Below are 17,812 nucleotides of genomic sequence, written 5' to 3'. Positions count from 1 at the left end.
CTTCCAGTATTTAATTCGTAGTTTTCCTGTTTGTATCTGTTGTACTTGAATCTGACGCTGTATTGACTGCGTTATCTCGCCTCAATCACATAGGTAACTATGCGTCTGGCAACTCACCGGTTTGTCGCTTCCCCACAACTCCACGTTACGTGGGGAGAGCATCAGTTCGTCTGTATTTTTGTAGTATCAGTGACAGAGTAGAGTAGGGGGCTATGTTATTTATTTTCCTGCAATTTGCTGCTTGAATCGTCACTTAGTTTAAAAAATATGCGAACAGTTAAGGCTTTCTAAAAAACTGTTGACACCTTTGGCCTCGGCCCCTAGAATTCGCCTCGTCTTGTAGGGGATTGCTTAGCAACCTCTACAATTGGTGTGGGGCTATAGCTCAGCTGGGAGAGCGCTTGCATGGCATGCAAGAGGTCAGCGGTTCGATCCCGCTTAGCTCCACCAAAGATTTTGTTCCAGTGTCCCTTTCGTCTAGAGGCCTAGGACACCGCCCTTTCACGGCGGTAACAGGGGTTCGAATCCCCTAAGGGACGCCAACAAAATCTGACAAACTGACTGTAGTGTCCCTTTCGTCTAGAGGCCTAGGACACCGCCCTTTCACGGCGGTAACAGGGGTTCGAATCCCCTAAGGGACGCCAATTAGTCAGTACAGTTAGTGATGTTTATGCGCCTGTCCCTTTCGTCTAGAGGCCTAGGACACCGCCCTTTCACGGCGGTAACAGGGGTTCGAATCCCCTAAGGGACGCCAACATCATATGAAGGTCTATCCAGTGTCCCTTTCGTCTAGAGGCCTAGGACACCGCCCTTTCACGGCGGTAACAGGGGTTCGAATCCCCTAAGGGACGCCACTTCAGCGTTATATCTGCAAGTGGGGCTATAGCTCAGCTGGGAGAGCGCTTGCATGGCATGCAAGAGGTCAGCGGTTCGATCCCGCTTAGCTCCACCAAATTCTACAGCTTCACTTCATTATTAGTTCCGTCAAACTCACTAGTTGCACTTATCTATTGCCGCACTCTGACGCACTACGGAATTCTTCACATTTTATCTTTAGCCTTTAAAGCAAAAAAAAGCGACTTTACAGCCGCTTTCTGACATTGCTCAAATTTCGTTACATTTTCACTCTAGACCTAAAACCAAAGGTAGCATTAAATCTGCGATAACAGGTTGGGCTTCCAGGTTCGGATGCAGTCCATCTGCTTGCATCCAATGCTGTTTTAACGCTATGGTCTCCATAAAGAAAGGCCAAAGCGGTATTTGCTGCTCTTCTGCGACTTTTGGATATAAATTGGTGAATTGTGTGGTGTAACGTGGGCCATAGTTTGGCGGGATACGTATTTGCATTAATACAGCTTTGCTGTCCTGTTGCCTGATATGCTGCACCATCGTATTGAGATTAGTCTCAAGCTGTGGCACGGGAAAACCACGCAGGCCATCATTGGCTCCTAGCTCAATCAACACATAGTCGGGTTTGTGTTGTTCGAGTAAGGCGGGCAAACGTGCCAGGCCACCAGCAGAAGTTTCGCCGCTGATGCTGGCATTCACCAAGGTCCAGCCGCTGTCTTGTTGCTTTAGCTTTTGCTGTAGCAGATAGACCCAACTTTGTTGTTGGCTTAAACCATAACCGGCGCTCAGACTATCGCCCAGAATTAACAGCGTTTTGGCCTGCACTGCAGCTGCAGTGAACGACAGGACCAAAAGCATAACGTAGATCAATCGAATCATGAAAACACCTATACCTCATATTGTTGCAAAAGATGTTGTAAAAACAGTTCAGCTCACCGGATCTGAGCTTACCATACTGCAAGATATCCACCTTACGATCAATCAGGGCGCGACAGTTGCCATTGTTGGTGCTTCAGGTTCAGGCAAATCCACTCTGTTGGGTATACTGGCAGGCTTGGATTTGGCTTCATCCGGTGAAGTGTATCTGGCTGGTCAGCCGCTGCATAAACTTAGTGAAGATGAACGCGCTGAATTAAGAGCGCGTTCTGTTGGTTTTGTGTTTCAGTCTTTTTTACTGTTACCCAGTCTGACAGCGCTGGAAAATGTCACTTTGCCTGCTGAGCTGGCAGGCATGCCAGATGCACGAGCTCGTGGTCTTGAGTTACTGGCACAGGTTGGGTTAAGTCACAGAGCCGATTTTTTTCCTAATCAAATGAGCGGTGGCGAGCAGCAGCGGGTTGCGATAGCCCGGGCTTTTATTACCAAACCTGCGGTACTTTTTGCCGATGAACCTTCGGCGAACCTGGATAGCGCGACAGGCGAAAAAATCGAAGATCTGTTATTTGAACTGAACGAGCAACAAGGCACGACCTTAGTGCTGGTGACCCACAACCATGAACTGGCGCAACGTTGCCAATACAGATTCCAGATGCATGCTGGCCATTTAGCTGCTGATTTAACTCAGACGACAGAGGATAAGCGCCATGTGGGGTAAAATCGCCTGGCGACTGTTCTGGCGCGAATTAAGCCGAGGCGAGTTATGGGTGATCGCCTTTTCACTATTTCTGGCTGTATTAACAGTAGTGAGTTTGTCTGGCATCACTGAATCTGTGCGTTCTGCTTTGTATCAGCGCAGCGCCAACTTTGTAGCCGCAGACAAAATTTTGCGCTCCAGCATAGGTTTTAATGAACAGGTTCAACAACAAGCAGATCAGCTGCAACTGAACTCATCTCGTCAGGTGCAGTTTAATTCCATGTTGTTTGCCAAAGATCAGATGCAGCTGGTTTCAGTGAAAGCTGTTTCTTCAGCCTATCCACTGCGTGGCGAGCTGAAATTAAGCTCCTCTATCACCGACCCAAGTCTGGTTGCTTCATTGCAGCCGAATCAGCTTTACCTGGAAAGTCGGCTTTATAGTTTGCTGAATATCAAGGTAGGTGACAGCCTTGAGTTGGGTGAAAAGGCATTTACCGCAGCCGGAGTGATAGTGGCTGAGCCAGATGCACCGCTGTCGGTATTTGGCAGCTCACCTCGTATTTTGATGCATCTGGATGATGTGGCCGCTACGGCTATTATTCAGCCTGGCAGCAGAATTAGTTATCGCTTAATGTTTGCTGGTTCTCAGCAAGACCTTGAATTGCTGGAGACTCAAAGCAAAGAATTGCTGGGTCCACAGGACAGATGGCAACAAATGGACAGAGAATCCGCCATAGGAGGCGCTCTGGACAGATCTGAGCGGTTCTTATTGTTATCAGGTCTGTTGGGTATAGTGCTGGCCGCTTGTGCCGCTGCAGTGGCCGCTAACAGGTATAGCCAGCGTCATGCTCGTTCAGTGGCTGTGATGAAAGCTCTGGGGGCCACTACCACCTTAAGCCGGAAAATTTATGGTAGTCATTTGTTATTTGTGGTGATTTTCAGTGTTGGTTTTGGTTTGCTGGCTGGTCAGCTGTTAGTGCAATTAAGTCAATGGGGCGTTGCTTTCTGGATGCCTGAGTATCTGGCTGAATTCAGTTTCAGGCCTTTAGGTCTTGGGGTTTTGACTGCCGCCATTTGCGCTGTCTTGTTTTCAGCCCGGCCTTTATGGCGTCTGGCTGCAGTACCGGCACTCAATGTACTGCGCGAGAAGCCGGATCAAATGAAATTTGACCCGGTGCATTTAATCAGCGGCTCAGTGGCTATCTGGTTATTGATGTGGCTATTTAGCGGCGATTTATGGATCAGCAGCTGGTTATTTGTGTTGTGTCTGGTATTCGCTTCTCTGCTGATGGGCTTTGCCGCTGTGATGGTCCGGGTGGCTAAACCTATGGCCGCAGGGCAAAGCAGCGCATTACGGCTGGCACTGGCGAATTTACGCCGCAGATTATGGCCCAATGCCTTTCAGTTGATCACTTTTAGTCTGGCGTTGTTTTTAACTCTGCTGTTGTATTTTTTACGCTCTGAGTTGCTGGACCAATGGCAACAACAAGTGCCGGAAGGCGCGCCGAATCAGTTTCTGGTGAATTTAACGGAGCAAGACAAAACTTCACTGCAACAATTGGCAGTTCAGCACAACTTAGAGCTGACCGAATTTTATCCTATGGTGAATGGCCGGGTACTGGCGGTAAACGGTGAAAACTTTGCCGATGAAGCAACCAAGGAAAAACCTGAGCAACGTCAGGGGGTTGGGCGCGAACTGAACTTAACCTGGTTAAATGAAATGCCTGACAACAATGAACTGGAAAGCGGCCAATGGTTTAGCGCTCAATCCAAAGCTGAAGTGTCGGTTGAGTCGCAAATGGCAGAGCGATTGGCATTGAAACTGGGTGACAAGCTGCAATTTTCAGTCGGAGGGCAACTGTTTGAAGCGACGATCAGCAGTATTCGTAAAGTAGACTGGAACAGTTTACAGCCGAACTTCTATATGGTGTTGTCACCTGATCTGATGCAGGGCTTTCCGGCTACTTACATTACCGCCTTTTACTTACCTATGTCAGAGCAGGAATTGTTGAATCAAATAGTGCGGCAATTCCCAACAGTCAGCCTGATTTCTGTCGATACCATTTTAAAGCAGGTCAACGACATTATCAGTCAGGTCTCCGTGGCTTTAACCTTTATTCTGATTTTGGTGTTTGCATCCGCTGTTTTGGTATTGGTCGCGCAAGTGCAGGCCACGCTGGAACAGAGGGAACAGGAGCTGGCTATTTTGCGGACCTTAGGCGCTAAATCGGCTTTTCTAAAAGCAGCGCTTTTGTATGAGTTTGCCGCTTTGGGGGCTTTAGCCGGGCTTTTTGCCACTATTCTGGCAGAAGTTCTGCTGGCTGTAGTGCAACAGCAGTTCTTTGATTTGCCTTACCAGCCGCACTGGAATTTGTGGTGGCTTGGCCCTGTATTGGGTGTCGCTTTAGTCACAGTGCTCGGTGCATGGCAGGTCAGGCAGTTACTTAAGATGTCAGGCAGTACCTTATTACGTCGCGCCCTTCAAAATTGAAGGGCGTTTAAGGCATCTTTTAAATGGCTGTGGTTAAACTGAAAACCATTGTCCAGTAAACGTTTGGGTTGCACGTTCTGGCCAAATAACAGTAAATCAGCCATTTCACCAAAAGCTAAACGTAATACAAAACCAGGCACTGTAAAAGGTGCCTTTTTACCAAAACGTTCTGCCAGCAGCTGGCTGAATTGTTTGTTGCTGACAGGGCGGGGGGCTGTTGCATTAAAGGGCCCACTTAAATCATCCCGTTGCAGTAAAAAATCAATCAGACGCACCATGTCTTCCAGATGGATCCAGGACATAAACTGTTTACCATCCCCTATAGGGCCGCCTAAACCCAATTTAAACAACGGCAGCATCTTTGCTAAAGCTCCGCCTTGACTACTCAGTACTATGCCTGTGCGTAGCAAGCAGACTCTTGTCTGTGGACTTGCAGCACGCTGAGCCAGGTTTTCCCAGCGGGCACAAATATCATGGCTGAATTCAGGGTAAAAAGAACTGTGTTCTTCTGTGACTATTTCACTGCCCTGACGACCATAAAAACCTATAGCTGAGCCGCTCATCAATACTTGAGGTGGAGTAGTACAGTGCTGGATTTTTTCTGCCAGTGCTTCAGTTAATTGCCAGCGGCTTTGGCAGATTTTTTGTTTTTGCGATTCACTCCAGCGTTTGTCTGCTATAGGCTCGCCAGCAAGATTGATTACTGCATCGATGTGGTTGAAATCGATATCGTTCAGGGACTGCTGATATTCAGCCTCAACACCAAGGATTTGCCTGGCTTTGACTGATGATCTGCTAAGGATTATAAGTTGATGCTGGCCTTGCCATCCTGCAATGAGCGCGCGGCCTATCAGTCCGGTTGCACCGGTGATCAGGATCTTCATTGTTAAAAGCCTCCACAACTAAAGTATTGAATACAGCCAAGTATAAGCGCATTAATACGGTCGTGATGCTTATTCTGGTTTAGTATGAACTTGCTTTAATAATTCGATACGTTGCTTGATGTGGTACAGCTGGCATTGTTTGTAGTATGCACCTGCAGTTTTACTATCGGGTAATTGGCCAATAAACTGCCAGCGGCAGTCCTGTTCTGTGTACAGAGCAAAGGTTTGACGGGATTTATTAAAGAGTTTTAAGCCATCCTGACGGCCCGTACTGTTTGCTTGTTCTTCCAGTTTGAATAAGTGGTTGTTTTCCCAAGTGGTTAATTCCCGTCTGCTCTGTTCCAACTGCTGATCTAAACATTGCATATACTCCACTTTCGATAATGTTTTTTGATCACAGGCTTCTGTGGCAGCAAGCGAAAATGCACTGAAAGTGATTGCGAGCAGCATTAGCTTGATCATTTTAGTCCTGACTCCGGAAAACGAATGACAAAACGCGCACCACCCAATGGGCTTTGCGACACCTGCAGTTCGCCTGAGTAGGATTTCACTAGCTCAGAGACAATAGAAAGACCCACGCCATGCCCTTCTTTGTAGGTATCGAGTCGGGTACCACGCTGAAATAATTCTTCTCTTTTATCCTGCGGAATACCTGGACCATCATCTTCAATATCCAGTTGTAAGGGTTTGCCAAAGGCGCTGATTTTGACCCGTCCATTACAAGCTTTGCAGGCATTGTCGAGCAGGTTGCCTAATATCTCCATTAGATCGGTTTCATCACCACGAAACACCACCTGATCGGTACACTGAATTTCTATCATGCAGCCTTTATCATGATAAATTTTGCTTAAAGCCTGTTCCAGTTTATCAATCAGCGGTTTGACTTTAATTTGCTTATGCCACAAATCCTGGCCTGAACTCGAAGCTCGTTTTAATTGATGCTCAATCATGCCTGTAATGCGGTCCAGTTGTTCACGCAGTTCAGGTTGTTCAGACAGCTTCGAGGTGCGTAATACAGCTATAGGCGTTTTTAATGCATGAGCCAAATCACTTAAATGATGACGGTAGCGTTGCTTTTGTCTGTTCTGATTGGCCAGCAGCAGGTTTAGGTCTTCTTTAATTTTGTTCAGTTCAGAAGGGTAGTCGTGTAGCAGTTGTTCCTGCTGACCACTTTCGAGCTTATGAATTTCTTTATCTAAAGAGGTTAAAGGCTTAGTGATCCAATAGTAGGCCAACAAAGTTAACCCTATCAGCACCAAAGCTATGCCAATAAACCACTGACTCAGGGTTTTTCTGAAGGTGTCGAGTGGCTCCTGCAACAGTTGATCATTCTGCACTACATGAATGGTCAAAGGCAGGGTGTTATCACCTAAGTCAAACAGCACTGAAAAAGACAGTACCCAGTATTTCTGCTGGTACTGTTCCATCAAGACAAACTCATGCGAGGCTGGCAATATCTGATGGGTAGGGGGATCAAATTGCTGATTAATAGAAGAATCGGATTGCCATAACAGTTCGTTTTCACTGGTAATAAAAGCAGCCAAACCTGAATCGGGCCGGTAGAAATCCGGCGGCAGCAGGTTGTTGCTCAGCTCCACTTTGCCCTCATTGGGATGTACTTCCGCCAAAATGGAGTACATATGTACTTCAAGTTTCTGCTCAGTACTGGTCAGCAGTTGGGTATAAAAAGCCTGTTCTATTGCAAAAAATGAACTCGGTAATAAAAAGAACAGCAAAAACAGGCTGATAATACCCTGACGAACCTTGAGCGATAACTGCATTTAGCTGACAACCATGGTAAAACGGTAACCGCGGCCACGCAGAGTTTCTATAGGTTTTAGCTCGCCATCCGGGTCCAGTTTTTTCCGCAGGCGCAGCACAAAGACTTCAATGACATTACTGTCCAAATCGAAATCCTGATCGTAAATATGTTCTGTCAGCTCAGTTTTGGAAATCACTTTATTTGGGTTGTGCATAAAGTACTCCAGCACTTTGTACTCATAAGCGGTCAGACTGACTTCATCCTCGCCCAGCCAGACTTGCTGGGTTCTGCTGTTGAGCTTCACAGGACCAGAATGCAGCATTGGATCCGGCTGACCAGCAGCACGGCGTATCAACGCATTGATGCGGGCCAACAGCTCTTCAGTATGAAAAGGTTTGGTCAGGTAGTCATCTGCTCCGGCATCCAAACCTTCAACCTTTTCCTGCCAGCTGCCACGAGCTGTTAATACAATGACAGGAGTTTTTATATCATTCTGACGGGCTTTACGAATAAGACTCAGACCATCCATTTTAGGCAGGCCTATATCGATAATGGCCAAATCATAAGGGTATTCGCTTAACTTAAACCAGCCGTCCGCTCCATCATGAGCTACGTCTACGCTAAATTGCTGTTGCACTAAATGCTCGCGGATTTGTTCCGCCAATAAAGTCTCGTCTTCAACAACTAATAAACGCATGGGGCTTCCTTTTTAAACTGGCATAAACAAAGTGGGGTTATGCTAAAACACTCTGTCTGCGGCGGCAATCCTTAACATCAGACAAATCGTTGAAAGTCTAAGATCCAGGGTCTGAATTGCTGCTGAACACCTGTTGTACTTGAAGCCGCAGCTTTGTTGGCTGCGCTACTTGTGGTGCTTCCAATTAGTTAGGTTTATTTTGTTTTAATTATGTAAAAATATTGATGCAAAAAGTTGTATTTTGGCTATCTTTATTGACGAGGTTGCAACTCAAAGTGGTTCTTTTGTCTCTGTTTACCGGATTGTAGTTGCTGGCAACAACCTTCAGTAACACAGTGAAGAGGCAAGGAACTGTTAAAAGGAGAGAACTGTGATGAAAATCGCACTCGTTGCAGCAGTCATGGCCAGTCTGGCCTGTGCAGTTAACTTAACCGTAGCACAAGAAATGGCGAAAGCCCCTTTGTCTGTTCCGGCGGCAGCGAAAGTCGCTGATAAAGCCAAGCTGAATATTAATCAGGCTTCTGTAGAGCAATTAGACGCATTACCTGGTATTGGTGAGAAAAAAGCTCAGGCCATTAAAGACTACATCAGTGCCAATGGCCCTATTAAAGATCAAAAGCAACTGACAGAAGTCAAAGGCATTGGTGAGAAACTAGCGGCGCAGGTCGCAGAGCACGTTAGCTTTTAACTTTTAAACTGCCTGCAGGCCTTAACTACGCGCTCGTCAGCTGTCGCCGAGCGCTTTCATTTGTTCATTCGCCCACTGAACTGCAGTGTGATACGCATCAGGCACAGCTTTGGTGTCGAGTTTCAGCGACTGGATCAACGCGTTCGCATCCTCCCAAGCCGCTTGTTCATAAAATTTAATTAATTGCAGAAATTGCGCCATAGGGCCAACACCATCGATCAGTGCCTCTTTAATATCTTTGGACAGTGGCAGCTTGCTCATCACTGAACTCATGGGTTCATCCAGTATCGCGTCCATCAGTGACATCATGCCAGTTAAAAATGCTTTAGACAGCTCGGCAAAACCTGCAAGACGAGCGATGTCTTCAGCAAAACGAGCTCTGGTCATTGCCAGGCGCATTAACTCAGCAGGCTTGTCGCTGCTGATTTGGGCAGTAAAAAGCACAGATAAAAAGCGTTTTAGTTCAGCCTGCCCCAACACCACTATGGCTTGTTTGATAGTGGCTATTTCAGCACGGCGTTTAAATACGGCAGAGTTAGTGTAACGCAGTAGCTTGTAAGATAAATGCACATCCCGCTCAAACACCGATGTAATGGTATTTAAATCCATTTCTGGTTTTGCTGTTTCATACAACAACTCTGCCAAAGTCATTTGGGCAGGAGATAAAGCCCGGCTTTGCATCATCTCGGGGCGGGAGAAAAAATAGCCCTGAAAATAATCAAAGCCTAAATCTAAAGCCTGCAGAAACTCTTCGTTGGTTTCTACCTTTTCCGCCAAGAGTTTGATATGAGGAAAGTCCTTAATGGCGTCTTTAATTTGCAACATAGTATCGAGGCTGGTCGCGCGATAATCAATTTTGATAATGTCGATCAGAGGGTAAAAATGCCGCCAGACGGGTTGGTGAATGTAGTCGTCCAACGCCAGAACATAACCTTGAGCTTTTAGTAGTTCACACTCGGCTAATAAACGTTTGCCGGGCTGAACTGTTTCCAGTATCTCGATCACCACTTGCTCACAAGGCAACATGGACGGGTATTTTTTTAATAAAGAATCTAGCGTGAAGTTGATAAAGCCTGGTTTATCCCCGAGAAACTCATCCAGACCTAAATTCAGTTGACTGCCTTCAATCATGCGTGAGGTGGCTTCGTTGCTGTCCACTTCAGGAAATACGTTCTCCACACCATCCCTGAATAACAATTCATAGGCAAACAGGTTTTTGTCTTTATCCAGAATAGGTTGGCGTGCAGTGTAAAAGTACATAGGTTCCTGAACAGCTAAACAGAAGTCATGCTTCAATGTAGCAAAGATCTGCGGGAAAAGACTATGGTCTTACAGATATTTTCAAATATCACGAAAGGAAACAGCAGGCAGATCTGAACAAATGATCTGCCTGCTGTCTATGAGTTAGTTATTTTCTAACTTATCAGATACTTGCTGAAACAATCGGCTTACATCTGCAGTGGGAGCAGAGGTGACCAGACTAACAAACCAAGTCAGTAGAGCAGACACTAAAACGCCAGGTATGATGGCATAGAGGAAGTCATTTAACTGCTTACCGTCAATTTGGTAAGGGCTGTACGCCCAAAACAGCACAGTCAGAGCGCCTGCTGTGATACCCGCCAAAGCACCCCAGTGGTTCATCCGCTTCCAGTACAAACTGATCAGCACCACAGGACCAAAAGCAGCGCCAAAACCTGCCCAGGCATTGGCGACTAAACCTAAAATGGAGCTGTTACTGTCCAGAGCCAGCAGAATGGCGACAAGGGCCACGGCAAAAACCGAAGCCCGGCCTACCAATACCTGCAGCTTGTCACTGGCGTTTTTATGCAAAAAGGTTTTGAAAAAATCCTGAGTTAAAGCGCTTGATGTCACCAGCAACTGAGAAGAGATGGTACTCATAATAGCGGCCAGAATAGCTGCTAATAATAAACCACCGACAAATGGATGGAACAATACCTGAGAGAGCAGAATAAAAATCGTCTCAGGGTCTTCCACCTGCATTTGGGTTTGCTGAACATAAGCGATGCCGACAAAACCTACCGCCATGGCACCTAAAATAGAAATGATCATCCATGACATACCAATACGACGTGCCGCTTTAAAATCGTCCACAGAACGAATCGCCATAAAACGCACAATAATATGCGGCTGACCAAAATAACCTAAACCCCAAGCCAACAAAGAAATAATGCCAAGTGCGCTGGTGCCGGTGAATAGGTCCAGATGTTTTGGATTCAGTTGCTCTATGGTGGTGAACATCTGAGTGGGTTGGTCCAAAGCGCCAAAAGCGACCAGTGGCACAGTAACCAGAGCGACAAACATAATAATGCCCTGCACAAAGTCCGTCATACTGACCGCCAGAAAGCCGCCTAATAAAGTGTAGGTAATGACAACACCAGCGGTCAGAAACAGGCCAAATTCATAATCAAGCCCAAAAACTTCGTCAAATAATTTGCCGCCTGCAACCATGCCTGATGAGGTATACAAGGTGAAAAAAACCACTATGACGACAGCAGACACCAGACGTAATAACCGGGTCGGGTCGGCAAACCGATTTTCCAGGTAGTCGGGCAGGGTGATGGAATCTTTTGCAAGTTCAGTGTAGACCCGAAAACGGGGTGCCAGCAGTATGTAGTTGAGGTAAGCACCTATGACTAAACCAACACCAATCCAGATTTGTGATATGCCTGCGACATACATAGCGCCTGGTACACCCATAAGTAACCAGCCACTCATATCAGATGCCCCAGCGGATAAAGCAGTAACGCCCGGGCCCAGTTTACGGCCACCCAACATGTAGTCAGATAAGTTACTGCTGGATTGGCGGTAGGCGTACAAGCCTATTGCCAGCATAGATAAAAAATAAATGGATAAAGCTAAAATGGTTGCCGTGGCCACTGTGATTCTCCCGCATTGTTATTTTTGTAGTTATAAAGTGGTCGCATGCTATCAATAGCTTTGGGTAACAGCCAGTTTTTTAAGTCAGACAAACAAAGCTTCGCTGCCAATGACGGCCGACTTTTACTCAGGGTACAATTCTGGCAGTGCAGATTTATCACTTGTCTTCTCCAGTGATAACTTAGACCAACAGATCCACAATGCTTTGCCCTGCCAGCTTTGCTGATTTTTTTGATACAGCTGCTGGTTCAGCAATTGTAATTGCTCGGTAAAGTTTTGATCTTTACACCAGAGTGCTAATTCGGTCAGTGAGGCCGGTGTTCTGCCAAACTGTTGCTGAGCCCATAACATCAACCACTGTCTTGTTGCGCCCGCATCGTTGTTATGACAAGCCAGCTGCAGTTTTTTCGGATTGGCTCTGGCAGAACCTGAATTGTGTACCATAGCTTTTTTTACGACGGCTCTTTTTGGCCTGAACCAAACTAATGCAAGCACGGAGCAAAGCCAGAGTGCTGTCAGTACTGAGCTAGTGTAATTCCATTGCCATGGATTGTGTTCTGCAGCTGCCGTAGTCAGTCCTTGTGCCGCTGGCACAACCACAGCTGCACTGTTTTGTTGCGGCAGTTCAGGATTTACCTCTACCGTTAAACGTTTTTCCGGCAAGGTAGCGTAATGTACTGAATTGGTTTTTTTATTCCACCATGGCAGCTTTACTTCGGGCAAAACCAGTTCGCCTGTTCTGTTGGCAACCACTGCCATGCTAAATACTTTTTGTGACACCAGGGTGCCATTACGCTCTGCTTGTTTGGCTTGTGGCTGCTCTTTGTAAAGCTTCACGCCATCAGGTGCGTTCAGTGGCAGGTCGGGTAACTGGTGTTCAGCTACATCCAATGCAGTTAATGTAATAGTGCGCGTGACGGGTTCGCCTTGAGTTAACTGTTCTGTGGCCGGGCTCCATTCTTCATTTAAGCTGACTAAATCTGCGATCAGCCAGTCGCCTGGGAAGTTATCCGGCTTGGCCGCAACTTCAATAGTTAAATCATTGGCTGTGGCGCTGACCGCTTTGGTTTGAGCAAAATAGTCATAACGACCTGAGTTTCTGTCGAGCATTTCGCCGCTGAGGGTCGAGCCAGGCAGCACAAAAGTACCACTGCGTTCTGGGATGATCCGGTATTTACGGCTAAAAGTGCGGTAACGTTCGCCGTTAACTAGTTCGCTGCCTTCTTTGTCTTTACCCAGTTGTTCTATGCTCAGGCCATCTACTTTAGGTTCGCTGAGTGAACCCCGTTGTAAATCGCCCTGAAAAAATATTTTTACGTCCAGGTAGGCCAGCTGCTGCACATAAAGTTGTGTGCTATCCAGACTGCTTTGTAAAAACAGCTGTGGATCGTTAGTCGTTTCTGTCTGTGCTGAGCCCTTGATTACTTCGACTTCGATAGAGGAGGAGCTAACGCCTTCAATCTCAAAGGATGGAATAGTAAAAGTACCACTTTGTTTTGCTTTAAGTAGCAGACGCCAACTGGTGGTGCGGCTGGCCTGACCGTTGATAATTTGCATTTGCTGGCCCATAGAAGGGCCTTGCACAATAAAATGTTGGTCCAGTACGGAGAAATCAGGTTGCTGTGCCACCTGATCATCTGCAACCAATTCCAGTACCGCCGTCTCACCCAATAACAACGGGTTTTTATCCAGGGAAACTTTTAGCTCAGTCAAAGCCCAAACTGGACTACTTAGTAATAAAAACAAGCATAACCACTGCTTTACCATTCTTCGACAACTCCGGCTGGTGGTTGATCATAACGACGTTTTTGATATTCAAGCGCCATTTTGCGGCGTAATAACAAAGAAGGATCGTCCTGTACTTTGCGTAATAAATTATCCAGTTGCTGACTCTGTTCGGCGTTGGCATTAGGCCAGGCTTCAGAAATCGCTTTGTGTTGCTGTTCCTGCTCCTCCTCCTCCTGCTGTGCAGCAGCCTGTTGTTCTGCTTGTTCAGCAGCCTGTTGCTGCTGCTCTTGCTTTTGCTGCTCGGTTTGACCAGGCGGCTGATCTTTTTGTGAAGCCGCATCATCGGCTTGCTGATCAGACTGTTGTTCGGAAGATTGCTGTTCAGATGTTTGTTCGTCAGATTGTTGTTTTGACGATTCTGCACCTTCGCCTTGATCGTTGGATGATTCGCCTTGCTGCTGATCCTGCTCTTCGCCTTCACCTTGCTGCTGGTTTTGTTGCTGCTGTTGTTGCTCCAGTGCTTTTTGAACCACATCTATGTTTTGTTGGGCTTTATCAAGCGCCGGGTTTTTAGCTAGAGCCTGCTGATAGGCCTCAATGGCCTCTTCATATTTTTGCTGTTGCGCCAGACTATTGCCAAGGTTATACAACGCATCAGCACTGTCCTGTTGTCGATAAGACTGCTCAGCTGCTGGGTAATCTCCGGCTTTATAGGCGGCGTTGCCTTTCCACAGTGGGTCGTCAAAGTTTTGCCAGGCATCGCTGTAATCCCCTTGCTGATAAGACTGCTGTGCTTTTTGGCTTTTGGTCTGCCACAGATCATTCCATTCAAAGGCTTCTGCTTTGGGTAAAAACAGCACCAGTAAGAAGACAGTCAAAGCACCGCGTTTATGCAGCCACAACGCCAGAGGCAGCAGCAACCAGACCAGATAAACAGCGTTGTCTTGCCATTGATCACCAAAAAGCTTTTGTTGCTCTTCGCTATCAGCTTTTTTATCCAGAGGTTTTAGCGCCAATAAAGCATCAATATCACTGTCTTCAGAGCCCGCCACTGCAAAAACACCTGAGCGTAGTTCAGCCAGTTGTTGTAGCTGTTCCAGCGGTACTCGGGGCAGCACTATAGCGCCCTGACGGTCTTTTAATAACTCACCGTTACTTAACCGCACCGGCGCACCTTGTGTGGTGCCAAAGGCCAGTACAGATAAACGATGCGGCCAGTTGTCCATCAAATCACGTAACCGAGGGTAATCAGCGGAAGCAAAGCCGTCGGTAAAAAGCACCACGTCTCCTTGCAGATAACCGCCTTGTTTGAGCAGTTGATCGGCCAGCAGTAGCGCGGCTTCAATGTTGGAACCTTGCACCGGCATAATGTCGGGGCTGAGTTCAGGCAACAGCAACCGGACATTATTGTGATCCTGAGTTAAAGGCGAAATGACAAAAGCATCGCCGGCAAAACTGACCAAAGCCAGCTCCCCCTCTTTGACGCCATCTATATAGTCCAGGGCTTTAAAACGGGCCTGGGTTAATCGGTCAGGCGATAAGTCGGTTGCACGCATCGACATCGACATATCCATCAGAATCACAGTGGCTTTTTTCAGTTGAAATACCGGCTGTGGTAAACGCTGCCAGCTCGGGCCTGCCAGGGCAATCACGCTAATTAGCCAGATGATCAGGACCAGCCACAGCACTGGCTTTTGCTGTTGTGTGGCTGGCACTGTCAGTAATTCTTTTTGTAGATGCGGTGCTATCCAGTGTTGCCATGCGCTTTGTGGCTGGCGTAGTTTGGCAAACAAAACCCAAATCAACACAGTGGGCAAGATTAACCAAAAGTACTCCGGCCTTAACCAATGAAAATCAGCCCACATTTTTTATTCTCCCTGCAAAGCGCACCTGGCTTAAGGCAAGTAACACAGAACAAAACAACGCCGCCAATAAAGGCCAGTGCAACAGGCTTTGCTGCGGACGATAACTGATTTGGTCACGCTCAATAGGTTCTAACTGATCCAGCAGTTTGTATATTTGTGCCAATTCAGCCAAATCGCGGGCGCGAAAATACTTGCCGCCGGTTTCTTCTGCAATACGGGTCAGCAGCACTTCATCCAAATCCTGCGACGGGTTAATCAACTGACGGCCAAAAATACTTTGTTGCACCATTTGTTCGGCTCCAACACCTACGGTGTACACCTTGACTCCGGCAGCTTTGGCCAGTTGTAAGGCTTCCATGGGCTGAATCACACCAGCTGTGTTCGCACCATCACTTAACAAAATCAGTACTTTGTTTGAGGTTTCGTAAGTATTCAGCCGTTTCACTGCTAAGCCTATCGCTTCACCTATGGCGGTACGTTCGCCGACTAGCCCCCGCACTGCTTCATCCAGCATGGTTTGAATAGTAGTTAAGTCATAGGTTAAAGGGGTTTGTTGATAAGCGGCATCGCCAAATAAAATCAGACCAATGCGGTCGCCTTTGCGTTTTTGAATAAAGTCGCTGACGACCAGCTTCACGGCTTGCAGTCTGTCTATACTCTGGCCCTGATGCTGCATATCACTGATTGCCATAGATCCGGATAAATCCAGCGCCAACATCAGATCCCGGCCTTGTTGTGGCAAAGTAACGGTTTCTCCCAGCCATCTGGGTTGAGTGGCCGCCAATACTAAAAAACACCAACAGAGTAAAGCGAGTAAGGTTTTAACAGAGCGGGGCGCTTTACTTGTCAGGCCAACAGTCTGGCTACTGGCTTTGATCAGGGCTTTGTGTGTTAAAGGGCTGCCTTGCTGCTGTGTTTTACGTCGTAGCAACAAAGGTAAAGGTAATAACAAAAACAACCAGGGGTAGCTGAATTCAAACATCAAAGCCGCTCCAGCTGTTTGACAGAAACTTTATGCAGCCACTTTTCAGCAAATTGCAGATAAGTGGTGAAATCAGCTTGATCCGATACCGATTGATACAGCACTTTCTGTAAATCAGGCAAAGGCTGTTGGGGTAATTGTTGCTGTAAAAATTCCTGCCAGTGTTTCACTGGAGCAGACAACACGCTATGACCCGGACTGTAACAACGCACCAGACGTTTCAATAATTCGTTCAGTTCAGCGCTCTGATCTGGCTGTTTAATCAGCCGCAATTCTGCTTTGGCCTGACGCAAGGGCAAGGCTTTTTGCCATTTTTTCCAAAAAAAACGAAAGCCATAGGCCAAGAGTACAATAAGCAGCAATGCAAGTAACCACCAGCCCGGAGCAGGTGGCCAGAAGGTGTTCAGCATCGGTTCTTGTATATCAGCCAACGCCAGTTGGGGTTCAGTGTTCGCCATCAGGCCAACTCCTGTTTAATTGTTCAATCAAAGGCAAGGCTGCACTTATTTCTAAGTAGCGGCAGTTCAGCTTTTTTAAGTTCAATTGCAAAGCTTGTTGCCACTGGTGTTGCTGGTGCCGATAACTGTCTTTTAAAGTGGATGAACCTAAATCCAGAGTTTTTAGCTCCACACCATCTGTCACTGCCGCTAAACCAGAAGCAGACAAGGGCAACTGCAAATCCAGAGGATCAGTAATATGCACACAACGAATTTCATTATGCTGGCGCATGGCTTGTAAATGGCGCAAGCCTTGTGCGTCAAGTGCGCTGAAATCTGAGATCACAAAAATAAGCGCACCCGGGCGGGCTAAACGACGCATTAACCCCAACGCATGGTTAATGTTGGACTCTGCAGCCATGCCTTGGTTTTGCTGAATTTTAATCAGCGCATTTAAATAACGTAATACCGCCTGGCTGCGAGCTGCAGGTTTAAGCTCAAGCAATTGTTGTTCACTGAAGACCAAGCCACCTAATTTATCGCCGGTTTCACGCACATGCCAGGCCAATAAGGCTGCTAAATGCGCTGCCTGCACAGACTTGAGCAGCAACTTTGTGCCAAAACGCATCGACTCAGATAAATCGGTCAGGATAAAAACTGGCCGCTCTTTTTCTTCGCGAAATAATTTGGTGTGTACTTTGCCGGTGCGGGCTGTGACCCGCCAGTCGATGGTTCGCACATCATCACCGGGTTGGTAATGCCGTACTTCATCAAACTCCATACCCCGGCCTTTACTGCGGGCCAAATAGGAGCCAGCCAGCTTACTTTGAATGGCCATTTTGGGGGCTAAATCCAGCAAAGCATGATGACGCTGATAGGCCAAGAGTTGCGGCAGATCCAAATGGATACCGTCTGTGGCCAGTTGTTCTAGCTGAAGTTGGGTATTCATCAATGGCAC

At 47.0% G+C, this 17,812-nt stretch carries 15 protein-coding genes and 6 tRNA genes; 9 read left to right on the top strand and 12 right to left on the bottom strand.

Annotated features, from left to right (window positions below; translation table 11 throughout):
* Positions 1–374 precede the first annotated feature (374 nt).
* The 6 genes from LSG37_RS02435 to LSG37_RS02410 all read left to right on the top strand — a co-directional run bounded on the left by LSG37_RS02435 (position 375) and on the right by LSG37_RS02410 (position 952).
* A tRNA-Ala gene (locus LSG37_RS02435) sits at positions 375–450 on the top strand.
* 16 nt (positions 451–466) lie between these two features.
* Positions 467–542 (top strand) — tRNA-Glu (locus LSG37_RS02430).
* Between the two features lie 26 nt (positions 543–568).
* Positions 569–644, top strand: a tRNA-Glu gene (locus tag LSG37_RS02425).
* A gap of 34 nt (positions 645–678) precedes the next feature.
* A tRNA-Glu gene (locus LSG37_RS02420) sits at positions 679–754 on the top strand.
* Positions 755–778: 24 nt separating this feature from the next.
* A tRNA-Glu gene (locus LSG37_RS02415) sits at positions 779–854 on the top strand.
* A 22-nt stretch (positions 855–876) separates the two neighbouring features.
* Positions 877–952 (top strand) — tRNA-Ala (locus LSG37_RS02410).
* A gap of 170 nt (positions 953–1,122) precedes the next feature.
* Here the strand turns inward: LSG37_RS02410 and LSG37_RS02405 are convergent.
* Complete coding sequence (locus tag LSG37_RS02405) at positions 1,123–1,728, bottom strand: arylesterase (protein WP_233078263.1); 606 nt, start codon at positions 1,726–1,728, stop codon at positions 1,123–1,125.
* On the opposite strand from LSG37_RS02405, the gene LSG37_RS02400 reads away from it, so the two are divergent.
* On the top strand, positions 1,727–2,443 hold the full coding sequence (locus LSG37_RS02400) for an ABC transporter ATP-binding protein (protein ID WP_233078262.1): 717 nt from the start codon (positions 1,727–1,729) through the stop codon (positions 2,441–2,443). The two genes, LSG37_RS02405 and LSG37_RS02400, sit on opposite strands and share 2 nt — an antisense overlap.
* The gene (locus LSG37_RS02395) at positions 2,433–4,913 is read left to right on the top strand and encodes an ABC transporter permease (protein WP_233078261.1); all 2,481 of its coding nucleotides are present in this window, start codon (positions 2,433–2,435) and stop codon (positions 4,911–4,913) included. Before LSG37_RS02400 ends, LSG37_RS02395 begins: the two co-directional genes overlap by 11 nt.
* On the opposite strand, the gene LSG37_RS02390 is transcribed toward LSG37_RS02395, so the two are convergent.
* The 4 genes from LSG37_RS02390 to LSG37_RS02375 form a co-directional block, all read right to left on the bottom strand.
* Positions 4,904–5,797: a TIGR01777 family oxidoreductase gene (locus LSG37_RS02390; RefSeq protein WP_233078260.1), complete on the bottom strand. Its 894-nt coding sequence runs from the start codon at positions 5,795–5,797 to the stop codon at positions 4,904–4,906. The two genes, LSG37_RS02395 and LSG37_RS02390, sit on opposite strands and share 10 nt — an antisense overlap.
* Before the next feature lie 69 nt (positions 5,798–5,866).
* Positions 5,867–6,259 carry a hypothetical protein gene (locus LSG37_RS02385; RefSeq protein ID WP_233078259.1) on the bottom strand — a complete coding sequence of 131 codons (393 nt, stop codon included), beginning with the start codon at positions 6,257–6,259 and terminating at the stop codon, positions 5,867–5,869.
* Positions 6,256–7,578 (bottom strand): ATP-binding protein, encoded by a 1,323-nt coding sequence (locus LSG37_RS02380; protein ID WP_233078258.1) that lies wholly within the window; start codon positions 7,576–7,578, stop codon positions 6,256–6,258. Before LSG37_RS02380 ends, LSG37_RS02385 begins: the two co-directional genes overlap by 4 nt.
* Positions 7,579–8,256 (bottom strand): response regulator transcription factor, encoded by a 678-nt coding sequence (locus LSG37_RS02375; protein WP_233078257.1) that lies wholly within the window; start codon positions 8,254–8,256, stop codon positions 7,579–7,581.
* A gap of 373 nt (positions 8,257–8,629) precedes the next feature.
* Here LSG37_RS02375 and LSG37_RS21355 point away from each other — a divergent pair, with 373 nt between their 5' ends.
* Complete coding sequence (locus LSG37_RS21355; RefSeq protein ID WP_346015668.1) at positions 8,630–8,944, top strand: ComEA family DNA-binding protein; 315 nt, start codon at positions 8,630–8,632, stop codon at positions 8,942–8,944.
* Between the two features lie 36 nt (positions 8,945–8,980).
* Here the strand turns inward: LSG37_RS21355 and LSG37_RS02365 are convergent, their stop codons facing one another.
* The 7 genes from LSG37_RS02365 to LSG37_RS02335 all read right to left on the bottom strand — a co-directional run bounded on the left by LSG37_RS02365 (position 8,981) and on the right by LSG37_RS02335 (position 17,803).
* The gene (locus LSG37_RS02365) at positions 8,981–10,204 is read right to left on the bottom strand and encodes an EAL and HDOD domain-containing protein (RefSeq protein WP_233078256.1); all 1,224 of its coding nucleotides are present in this window, start codon (positions 10,202–10,204) and stop codon (positions 8,981–8,983) included.
* Between the two features lie 144 nt (positions 10,205–10,348).
* Entirely contained in the window at positions 10,349–11,797 is a 1,449-nt protein-coding gene (putP, locus tag LSG37_RS02360; protein ID WP_233078440.1) for a sodium/proline symporter PutP, read from the bottom strand.
* Between the two features lie 168 nt (positions 11,798–11,965).
* Positions 11,966–13,609 carry a BatD family protein gene (locus tag LSG37_RS02355; RefSeq protein WP_233078255.1) on the bottom strand — a complete coding sequence of 548 codons (1,644 nt, stop codon included), beginning with the start codon at positions 13,607–13,609 and terminating at the stop codon, positions 11,966–11,968.
* Positions 13,603–15,435, bottom strand: a complete 1,833-nt coding sequence (locus tag LSG37_RS02350; protein WP_233078254.1) for a VWA domain-containing protein — start codon at positions 15,433–15,435, stop codon at positions 13,603–13,605. Before LSG37_RS02350 ends, LSG37_RS02355 begins: the two co-directional genes overlap by 7 nt.
* Positions 15,425–16,417, bottom strand: coding sequence for a vWA domain-containing protein (locus tag LSG37_RS02345; RefSeq protein ID WP_233078253.1), 993 nt, complete (start codon positions 16,415–16,417; stop codon positions 15,425–15,427). Before LSG37_RS02345 ends, LSG37_RS02350 begins: the two co-directional genes overlap by 11 nt.
* On the bottom strand, positions 16,417–16,875 hold the full coding sequence (locus LSG37_RS02340) for a DUF4381 domain-containing protein (RefSeq protein WP_233078252.1): 459 nt from the start codon (positions 16,873–16,875) through the stop codon (positions 16,417–16,419). The genes LSG37_RS02345 and LSG37_RS02340 overlap by 1 nt, the downstream gene beginning before the upstream one ends.
* Complete coding sequence (locus LSG37_RS02335) at positions 16,862–17,803, bottom strand: DUF58 domain-containing protein (RefSeq protein ID WP_233078251.1); 942 nt, start codon at positions 17,801–17,803, stop codon at positions 16,862–16,864. The genes LSG37_RS02340 and LSG37_RS02335 overlap by 14 nt, the downstream gene beginning before the upstream one ends.
* Positions 17,804–17,812: the final 9 nt, after the last annotated feature.

This window comes from Rheinheimera soli, assembly GCF_021290985.1.
Taxonomy (GTDB): Bacteria; Pseudomonadota; Gammaproteobacteria; order Enterobacterales; family Alteromonadaceae; genus Pararheinheimera; species Pararheinheimera soli.
Note: the sequence above shows the minus strand (reverse complement) of the source record. Positions and strands in the feature narration are given on the sequence as shown.